Source organism: Streptomyces sp. NPDC059455 (genome assembly GCF_042750115.1).
Lineage (GTDB): Bacteria > Actinomycetota > Actinomycetes > Streptomycetales > Streptomycetaceae > Streptomyces > Streptomyces endocoffeicus.
On sequence record NZ_JBHYVB010000290.1, the window covers coordinates 1 to 8,920 of the forward strand.

The 8,920-nt window shown below is 70.4% G+C and carries 8 protein-coding genes and 1 pseudogene; 5 read left to right on the forward strand and 4 right to left on the reverse strand.

Going from position 1 to position 8,920, the window contains the following annotated elements; translation table 11 throughout:
• Positions 1 to 56: 56 nt before the first annotated feature.
• The 4 genes from ACFXB5_RS49330 to ACFXB5_RS49345 form a co-directional block, all read right to left on the reverse strand.
• A complete protein-coding gene (locus tag ACFXB5_RS49330; RefSeq protein ID WP_385221515.1) occupies positions 57 to 1,040 on the reverse strand; it encodes a catechol 1,2-dioxygenase in 984 nt (327 codons plus the stop codon).
• Positions 1,037 to 2,122 carry a deacylase gene (locus ACFXB5_RS49335; protein WP_385221517.1) on the reverse strand — a complete coding sequence of 362 codons (1,086 nt, stop codon included), beginning with the start codon at positions 2,120 to 2,122 and terminating at the stop codon, positions 1,037 to 1,039. Before ACFXB5_RS49335 ends, ACFXB5_RS49330 begins: the two co-directional genes overlap by 4 nt.
• Positions 2,095 to 2,388, reverse strand: coding sequence for a hypothetical protein (locus tag ACFXB5_RS49340; RefSeq protein ID WP_385221520.1), 294 nt, complete (start codon positions 2,386 to 2,388; stop codon positions 2,095 to 2,097). The genes ACFXB5_RS49335 and ACFXB5_RS49340 overlap by 28 nt, the downstream gene beginning before the upstream one ends.
• A 117-nt stretch (positions 2,389 to 2,505) precedes the next feature.
• Complete coding sequence (locus ACFXB5_RS49345) at positions 2,506 to 3,735, reverse strand: Rieske 2Fe-2S domain-containing protein (RefSeq protein WP_385221523.1); 1,230 nt, start codon at positions 3,733 to 3,735, stop codon at positions 2,506 to 2,508.
• Positions 3,736 to 4,064: 329 nt separating this feature from the next.
• Here ACFXB5_RS49345 and ACFXB5_RS49350 point away from each other — a divergent pair, with 329 nt between their 5' ends.
• From ACFXB5_RS49350 to ACFXB5_RS49370, 5 genes and pseudogenes are all read left to right on the forward strand, one after another.
• On the forward strand, positions 4,065 to 4,982 hold the full coding sequence (locus ACFXB5_RS49350; protein WP_385221526.1) for an ABC transporter substrate-binding protein: 918 nt from the start codon (positions 4,065 to 4,067) through the stop codon (positions 4,980 to 4,982).
• On the forward strand, positions 4,982 to 5,836 hold the full coding sequence (locus ACFXB5_RS49355) for an ABC transporter ATP-binding protein (RefSeq protein WP_385221529.1): 855 nt from the start codon (positions 4,982 to 4,984) through the stop codon (positions 5,834 to 5,836). Before ACFXB5_RS49350 ends, ACFXB5_RS49355 begins: the two co-directional genes overlap by 1 nt.
• Before the next feature lie 5 nt (positions 5,837 to 5,841).
• Positions 5,842 to 6,645: an ABC transporter permease gene (locus tag ACFXB5_RS49360; RefSeq protein ID WP_385221531.1), complete on the forward strand. Its 804-nt coding sequence runs from the start codon at positions 5,842 to 5,844 to the stop codon at positions 6,643 to 6,645.
• A complete protein-coding gene (locus ACFXB5_RS49365) occupies positions 6,642 to 7,595 on the forward strand; it encodes a zinc-binding alcohol dehydrogenase family protein (RefSeq protein ID WP_385221534.1) in 954 nt (317 codons plus the stop codon). The genes ACFXB5_RS49360 and ACFXB5_RS49365 overlap by 4 nt, the downstream gene beginning before the upstream one ends.
• Before the next feature lie 181 nt (positions 7,596 to 7,776).
• A pseudogene (locus tag ACFXB5_RS49370) lies at positions 7,777 to 8,841 on the forward strand (IS30 family transposase); the annotation flags it as partial.
• Between the last annotated feature and the right edge of the window lie 79 nt (positions 8,842 to 8,920).

Sequence of the window (8,920 nt, forward strand, 5' to 3'; positions counted from 1 at the left end):
CAATGTCCTGTGGGCCATGATCCGCGACGGAGCGTGCTACCAAGCCACACCAACTGTCACGGCAGCGGCTTGACATCAGCATTGGGAAGCCTTTCCTGGGTGGTGCGTGCGGGGTCGAGGACGGCGACGGCCATGCCGGTGAGCCACTCGGGCATGGGCTCGTACGCCAGGCGGCGGGCGGGTGCGTGGTCGAGCAGGGCCGCCATCAGCAGCCAGGTGCGCAGCTCCTGCGCTCCGTTGCCCGCCGTCTTCTGAAGCGCTTCGGTGGTGTACTCGGTAATGCGGTGCGTCTGGCCGCGCTCGACGAGGGACAGGAACTCGTCGTCGAACTCGGGGTTGAGCGCGGCCTCGGCGGCCCGGATGATCTCGCGGCGGCGGGCATCGTAGTCCTGCCAGTTGTCCCGGCCGTTGAGCCAGGTGCCGACCATGAACTCCTCGTCCTCGCCGTGCGGATCACGCCATTCCGGCCAAGGCAGGCGGTGCGAAAGACCACCGGAGCCGATGACGGCGACGCGGCGGCCCTCGGGAAACACGAGCACGGCTTCCCGGATCGCCCGGCCCAGCTGCTCGCAGCGGTCCAGGGTCGGCAGCGGCGGAGCGAAGACGTTCACGACCAGCGGCACGATCTCCACGTCGAGGCCGTCGAGGAGGTACTGGATCGCGTGCGACTGGCCATGGTCGATCTGGAGGCGAGCCGAGAAGGCGACGTCGAAACGGCCGCCCTCCACAAGTGAGTTGGCGACGTAGCGGGCGAGTGGCACGTCGACTCGCTGGGCTCCCTCGGGGGTGCCGGACTCACCGCTGGCGATGCACTCCCCCACGCCGATCGTGAAGCTGGGGATCAGGTCCAGCCAGAAGCCGCGGAAGTGGTTGGAGCCGACCAGGATCACCGTGTCGGGGCGGGCCGCCGCGAGTTCGTCGCGTGCCGAGCGCAGCGCGTCACGGAACCGTTCGGCGCGGTCCTTGTGGAAGGTCTCCTCCCAGTGGGTGTTCATCAGCGTGCTGTGCGACGCGCCCACCCCGAGGACGATCTCGGTCATTCCGGCTCTCCTTCCAGCTCGTGCAGTTCGGCGCGGGACCGGGTGGCGGTGTCGACGGCCGTACGGATCAGATGGCGCGTCAGCTTCTCCATGGCCCGTACGGAGACGGTGTTCATGCCCCGCGCGAAGTCGATCTCGAAGGGCGCCTCGGCGGCGCTGACCTTCGGCATGCCGACCCGCACGGAGGGGATGCCGCGACCACGCAGGATGTTGGCGTCGGTGGCGCCGCTGTTGCCGCGGATCACCTCGTGCTCGCGTCCCTCGAAGGCCTCCCAGCCGGCCGCCGCGCTCCGGAAGATCCAGCTGTCCGGACCGGTCCGCGTCCCGGGGATGCCCAGGATCATCTCGGCCGTGACGTCGAGTCCGGGCATCTTGTCCTGGATGGCCTCCAGTGCGGCCGTGAACTCCCGCTTGGCCTGCATCGGGGTCGTGTCGGGGCTGATGCGCAGGTCCACCCTGAGGGTGCAGGCGGCCGGGGTGACCGCCGCCATGCGCGGCCAGCCGCCGCGTACGGAGGAGACGATGCCCTGCGGAGCGACGGTGCCGCCGGTGTGGCGGTCGGCGTAGGCGACGAACCATTCCTCCAGGTGCCGGGCGACCTCGCCGGCGCGGGCGATGGCGTTGTCGTACGGCAGCCGGTGACGGGAACCCACGTAGGTGTGCGTGCCGCCGACGGTGACCTCGAACCAGACGACGCCGACCTCGTCCCGGGAGACGGTCCAGCCGGGCTTGGCGATGAGGGCGTAGTCGGTCCACACCCCCTGCTCGAGGAGGAAGGAACAGCCCACGCCCTGCCCGGTGTTGCGGCGGGTGCCGGCCGGACGGGCGTTGGTGGGCATGCCGCCCGCGCCGAACGCCGCGACCAGGTCGCCGGTGAGCGGGACCCCGGCGAGGGAGATCGCTTCGGCGGCCATCATCACGCAGGCCACGTGCCCCTTGGGGTTCGACGCCCCGAGGCCGGTCACCAGGTCGTCGTAGACGGTGGCCTGCGGACGCATGTCGTCCCGCAGCTCCGGGCCGATCCAGGGGAGATCCTCGCTCTCCTCGCCCACGGTCAGGGTGTCGATCGGCGCGTACAGCATGAGGTCGGGGCCGGTTCCGTCGCCGGAGGCCTGGCCCAGGCATTGGCATGCCGGTCGTCGAGCGGCTGGACCGCGGCGCGGCATCCCGAGGCTTTGAGTATGTCCGCGATGTGCGTGGCGAGCGGGCCCTCGTCACCGGTGGGGCTCGGAATGTCGACGAGCCCGATGATCAGGTCGCGCAGACGGTCGCCGGTGACGTGCCGCCAGGCCTCCTCCGCCCAGGCGCGACGGGGGGCGTCGAGTCCCGCCAGTCCGTCGCCACTCATTGGTTGATCCTGTGGACCTGGGTCATGGTGGTGCGCTCGAAGCGTTTCCTGGCCCAGGGCAGCCCCATGGCGAGGGCGGCTCCGGCCAGCACGGCGAGCAGTGTGCGGCGCACGTCCTCACGTCTCCTTCTCGGTCTTCTCGGCCGGGGCCCCGGCGCCGACGGCGGCGAGCTTCTTGCCGTACTCCTCCTCGCTGAGGTTCCGCCAGGCGGTCAGTGAGATGTCGGGGCGGTAGAGCTTCTCCGGGGGCGCGTCGGTGACGTCGACCATCCAGGCGTCCTGGCCGGAGAACTGTCCGTGGAACAGCCAGCGGATGGCGCCCAGGTACTTGGCGTAGAAGCCGAGGGTCTTCCAGCCCTCGGTGAAGTTGACCATCACGCCCACGTAGCGGTGATGGTCCGCGTCGACGGGGACGTAGAACTCGTAGTGGATGAACTTGGGGTAGACGATGCGCAGCACCCCCGGCATGGACAGGGATGCGAAGCCGGGGAACTCCTGGGCCTCGATCGTCGGGTTGATCTTGTCGGCGGCGCCGGTGTTGCCGATGTTGAAGGTCTCCTTCGGCGGCTGCAGCTTCCACCAGCGCTTGTTTGTCCAGCGGCCGACGCCGGGGAAGTCGGCCTCCCAGTGGACCTCGTCCTGCACGCGGAAGATCCAGCGGCCCCTGGGCACGATCCGGGTGATGTTCCAGGTCGGCATCGGCTTGAACAGCCGCCACAGGGCCGTTCGGTGCAGATACTTGGCGTGCCCCTCGTCGAAGCCGTTCTCGCAGGCGAAACGCCAGTTCCCGCTGCGGGGCTCGATACGGCCGCCCATGACGAAGGCGTTGGAGACGAGTTCCTCGGGGAGCTGCTCGTCGATGGGGTGCGGCTCCTCGTCGGCGAGGGGAATGTAGACCCACACCATGCCGAGGCGCTCCTCGACCGCGTATGTCTGCACCTGGACCTTGCCGGTCAGCCGGCAGTCGGGCCCGTCGGTGATGACCGCGGCCAGATTGCCGGTGGGCAGGTCGAACGTCCAGCCGTGGTAGGGGCAGCTGACAGTGCCCGGGAACTGCTGGTTGCCCTCGGACAGCGGCACCCCGCGGTGCGGGCAGCGGTTGTGCAGAGCGTAGGCCTTTCCGCCGTCGCGGATCAGCGTGATGTTCTCGCCGCAGATCGTGAACGGGAGCGGCTTGCCCGTGATCTGGCTGGACCATGTGACCGGATACCAGTAACCGCGGAATCCCGCGGCCGCCGCGTCGTAGTGGGGCCACGACGTCCAGTCCTGCCGGCCGGGCTGCCCTCCGCGCCCGCGCCCGGACCGGCTTCTGCCCTTGGAGGCGAGCGAACCTTCACCCGTCGTCATCGTGCGTGACCTCCTGCTGCAGTCGATGCATGGCCTTGAGAGCCTGTGTCTGAGCATCGAGTGAGGCGGCACGTCCGCCTATGGAACCGTTCCGCCCAGCAGACCGCCCGGCGGCGGGCACTCGCCGCGCAGCGGCCGGCGGTCGCCGGGCAGGTCGTGTCCCGCTGAGCGGACCACCGTCCATGCGCGCCCGCCCCGCCGCGTTCTACGGTGCGCGCATTCCCGCCACCACCCATCGAGGTGCTCATGGAGCCACAGGCCAGCAGAGGACGCTCCGCCACGTGCGTCGTCGCCCTCCTCACCGCCGTCACGTCGGTCTCGCTCAGCGCGTGCGGCGCGGCCACCACCGACTCCGCCGCGGGGGCGGCGGTACCGAAGGCCCGACGGTCCGCGTCGCCGTCGGCATCGACCCGTCCTTCGCGCCTTTCTTCCTCGCCGATGCGCAGGGGCTGTGGGCCAAGCACGGGGTCAAGGTCCAGCTGGTCCAGTTCGGCAGGGGCGGCGAGGGCGTCGACGCGCTCGCCGGCGGCCAGGTGCAGCTGGCCGGGAACTCGGACACCACCACGATCGGCCAGTTGCAGCAGAACCCCGGCCTGCGTTCGCTCCTCGTCTACGAGCAGTCCGGCCGCTACCTCAAGGTCGTCCTCGGCCCGAAGACCGGCTCACCGGCGAAGATCCGGAAGGTGGCCGTCGTGCCGGGCCTGTCCGAGCTCGCGGCGACCCGGTTCCTGGAGGCGAAGGGCATCGACAAGAAGTCGGTCACGTTCATCACCGCCGATCCGCCCGAGATCCCGGCTCTGCTGCAGAAGGGCGACGTGGACGCGTACGTCCTGTGGGACCCCTGGCCCGAGAAGGGTGTCGAGCTCGGCGGGCGGATCGTGGGGACGACCGGCGACTACGGGGTGTCGTACGCCCAGTGGCTCATCGCCGACAACTCCTGGCTGAGCAGCCACAAGAGCATCGCCGCGAAAGTAGCCCGGCCCCTGCAGGACGCGGCCCGGCGCACCGAGTCGGACCCGGACGCCGCGGCGGCGGCCACGCAGAAGGCCGCGAGAATCCCCACCGCCCAGACCGTCGAGGCGATCAAGGAGATCGACTTCGGGGTGCGCGACATCACCTCTGCCGACCTCAAGACGTACACCGCAACCGCTCAGTTCTATGTCGACACTGGCAAGGCCAAGTCCCGGCCGGATGTGGCCAGGACGGCGCTGCGCGGCTGGTTCACCCAGCAGACGAAGGGATCGTGATGACGAAGGCCATCGAGGCCGACCTGTCCCCCGCGACGTCCGAGGGCGGGCACGGCGCGGCCGTGCGCGTCGACGGCGTCGACATCCGGTTCGGCTCTTTCCATGCCGTACGCGACATTTCGCTCGACATCGCCGCCGGTGAGTTCCTCTGTCTGCTCGGGCCGAGTGGCTGCGGCAAGTCCACGCTGCTGTCCGCACTGGCCGGGTTCGTGCGACCGCACCAGGGCAGCCTGACCGTCGACGGCACGCCCGTCACCGGGCCCGATCCCGAGCTCGGCATGGTCTTCCAGAGCAGCGAGGCCCTCTTCGACTGGCTGACGGTCCGTCAGAACGTCGCGTTCGGCCCTCGTATGCGCGGCAAGTCCCGGGCCGAGCAGACGGCGCTGGCCGACGAGTATCTGGGCCTTGTCGGCCTGCGGCACTGCGCCGACCGCTACCCCGCCCAGCTGTCCGGCGGTATGCGCCAGCGCGTGCAGATCGCGCGCGTGCTGGCCAATCGGCCCCAAGTGGTGCTGATGGACGAGCCGTTCGGGGCGCTCGACGCGCAGACCCGGCAGGTGATGCAGGAGGAGATGGCCCGCCTGTGGCAGGCCTCGGGCTGCACCGTCGTGTTCGTCACCCACGACATCGACGAGGCGATCCTCCTGGCGGACCGCGTAGCCGTCATGACCGCCGGCCCCGCGGGCTCCGTCAAGTCCATCTACACCGTGGACCTGCCCAGGCCGCGCGACGAGTCGGACCCGGCGGCCCTGGAGCTGCGCCGCAGTCTGCGGCAGGACATCGGCGAAGAGGTACGCAAGACACTGCGCGAACAGGGACTCGACACCGAACGCGGTCCGGAGGACGAACGATGACGACCATGACCGTCGACGCAGGGCGCACCGAGCGGCGCGCCCTGCAGGCCGCCCGGCTCAGACTGCGCACCCTCGCCGTGTACGCGGTGTCCGTCCTCGTCGGTATCGGCGTCTGGCAGCTGCTCTCGATGAGTTACGGCCCGTCACTCGTCGCCTCCCCGAGCGCGACCCTGTCCGCGGCGGGCGAGCTGGCGGGCGACGGTACGCTCACCAACTCGATCATCGCCTCCAGCCGCCGGATTCTGATCGGCTGGGGGCTCGGCCTCCTGGTGGGCGTACCGGTCGGCCTGTTCATCGGGCAGATCCGGCCCCTGCGCCAACTCCTGGAGCCCTACATCGAGTTCTTCCGTTTCATCCCGCCGATCGCCTTCGTGACCCTCGCCGTGGTGTGGCTGGGCATTGGCGAGTCCTCGAAGGTCGTCCTGATCTTCTACACGGCCGTTTTCATCGTCATCCTGAACACCAGCGCCGGCGTCATGTCGGTGAGCGAGTCGAAGCTGCGCGCCGCGGCCAGCCTGGGCGCGAGCCGGCGGCAGATCCTGCAGGGGGTCGTGCTGCCGTCGACAGTGCCGTACATCGTCACCGGGGCGCGCCTGGCGATGGGCAACAGCTTCCTGACCATCGTCTCCGCCGAGATCGTCGCCGCCCAGGTGGGACTCGGCGCGCTGATCTGGACCTCCCGCAACTACGGCCGTATCGACTGGGTCTTCGTCGGGATCATCACCCTGGGCATGCTCGGGTTCGTCTTCGACCGTGTGCTGCGGATCGTCGCGTCCCGGGTCCTGCGTCGGTACGGAGTGAAGCTGTGAGCGGCGAGATGTCACGTGCGCTGGTGCTGGAGCAGTTCGGTCGGCTGCCCCGGCTGGTGGAGCGGCCCGTGCCCGAGGCGAGCCCCGGGCAGACCCTCGTACGGATGCTGGCGTCACAGGTCGCCCACCTCGACCTCAATGTCGTCGACGGCAAGTTCGGGATACTGCCGGATCTCCCGGCGGTGCCCGGCACCAACGGGTGCGGGGTCGTGCTCACCTCGGACACTCATCCGGAAGGCGCCCTGGTGAGGGTCAACGGCAAGGGGCTCGGGCTGCGCCTGGACGGTTGCTGGACCGAGCATGCCGTGGTGCCCGATGCGGCCGTGATCGCGGTCCCGGAGGGCACGGATCCCGCCCTGGCGTGCAGATTCTTCACACCGGCCAGTACGGCCTGGGCTGCGGTGCACTCGGTCGCGGCCGTGCGAGCGGACGAGCGGGTCCTGGTGACCGGCGCGGCGGGTGCGGTGGGGTCCCTGACCGTGCAGGTGGCCGCGCGGGCCGGGGCCGAGGTGATCGGCGTCGTCGGCCGCGCGTCCAAGCTGGACCACGTGCCCGCTGCGGCCAAGGCGGTCCTGGCGACCGAGATGTCGCTCGAGACGGTGGGCGGGCAAGTCGATGCGGTCGTCGACACCGTGGGCGGTCCGGTGCTGCGGGATGCACTGGGTCTGGTCCGCCCGCGCGGCCGAGTCGCCCTGGTCGGCTACACCGCAGGCCGCGACTTCAGTGTGGACCTCGCGGACTTCCTGCTGGCCGATGTGTCCCTGCTGCCCGTGAACCTGATGACACGCGGCAAGGAGGTGGCCGCGGACGCCGAGCGGCTGCTGACCGAGCTGGCGGCGGGTGTGCTGAGCCTGCCGATCGAGCGGTACGGGCCGGAGCGGCTGACCGAGGCCGTGGAGCGGCTGCGCACCGGGGCCGCGATCGGGAGGGTGGTGCTCGAACTGGCGTGACGGGGTTCACCCCAGGACAACCACTGCATGGCCCCGGCAGCATCCTGGGTTCTAGTGGTCGTCGCGACGCCCCAGCTCAAGGGGTGCGATGGACTTCGAGATCCGCAAGATCCGGACGGCTCAGGGCCGCAGGCAGCTGACCCGTGAGCGGGAGGAATACTTCCGGCTCATGGGTCAGGGCCTGAGCAGCCAGGAAGCGTGCAGACGCGTCGGTATCAACTATCGGACGGGCAAGCGGTGGCTTAACGGCCGCAACCCGTCGGGCCGGCACAAGGCGGCACCACCGGCGAATGCCAAGGTGCCGCCTCCGGGCCTGTCGCGATACCTGCGTGAGGCCGACCGGATTTACATCGCCGACCGGCTGCGGGAGAGGGCGTCTGTCCGCGCGATCGCCGCCGAACTGGGCCGCAGCCCGTCCACCATCAGCCGGGAGATCCGCCGCAACCGGCATCCCGGCAACGGGCAGTACCGCCCCTTCGCCGCCCAGGCCCGCGCCGACTCCCGCCGGCCGCGTCCCAAGCCCGGCAAGACCGGCCAGAACCCTGAGCTGCGGGACTTCATCCAGGACCGCCTGGACATACGGTGGAGCCCGGAGCAGATCTGCCAGGCTCTGCGGGCACAGTCCCCCGAGCGGCCGGAGATCCACGTGGTCCACGAGACGGTCCACCAGGCCCTCTACGTCCAGGGGCGAGGAGAACTGCGCCGAGAGCTGGCCCGCGCCCTGCGCACCGGCCGCGCACGGCGCAAGCCCCGCCGCCAGGCCCGGCAGCGGCAGCCGCAGTTCACCACCCCCATGGTCATGATCAGCGAACGCCCCGCCGAAGCCGACGACCGGGCCGTGCCGGGCCACTGGGAGGGTGACCTGATCATCGGCAAGGACGGCGCCCCGGCCATCGGCACCCTCGTGGAACGCCTCACCCGCTACGTGATGCTCCTGCACCTGCCCGACGGCCGCAGCGCGGAACACGTCCGCGACGCACTGGTGCCCACCGTCCAGAGGCTGCCCGCCCACCTGGTCCGTTCGCTGGCCTGGGACCAAGGCAGCGAAATGGCAGCCCACGGCTCCTTCACCATGGCCACCGACGTCCCCGTCCACTTCTGCGACCCGGCCAGCCCCTGGCAGCGCGGCTCGAACGAGAACACCAACGGACTGCTGCGGCAGTACTTCCCCAAAGGCACCGACCTGGCTCTCCACACCGGCGAGCACCTCGACGCCGTCGCCGCCGAACTCAACGGCCGTCCACGCACATCGCGGCCGCGGGGGGCCCCCCCCCGCGCCCGGGCGCGAACCGACGCGCGCGGGGGCCCACCCCCCCCCCGGGAGA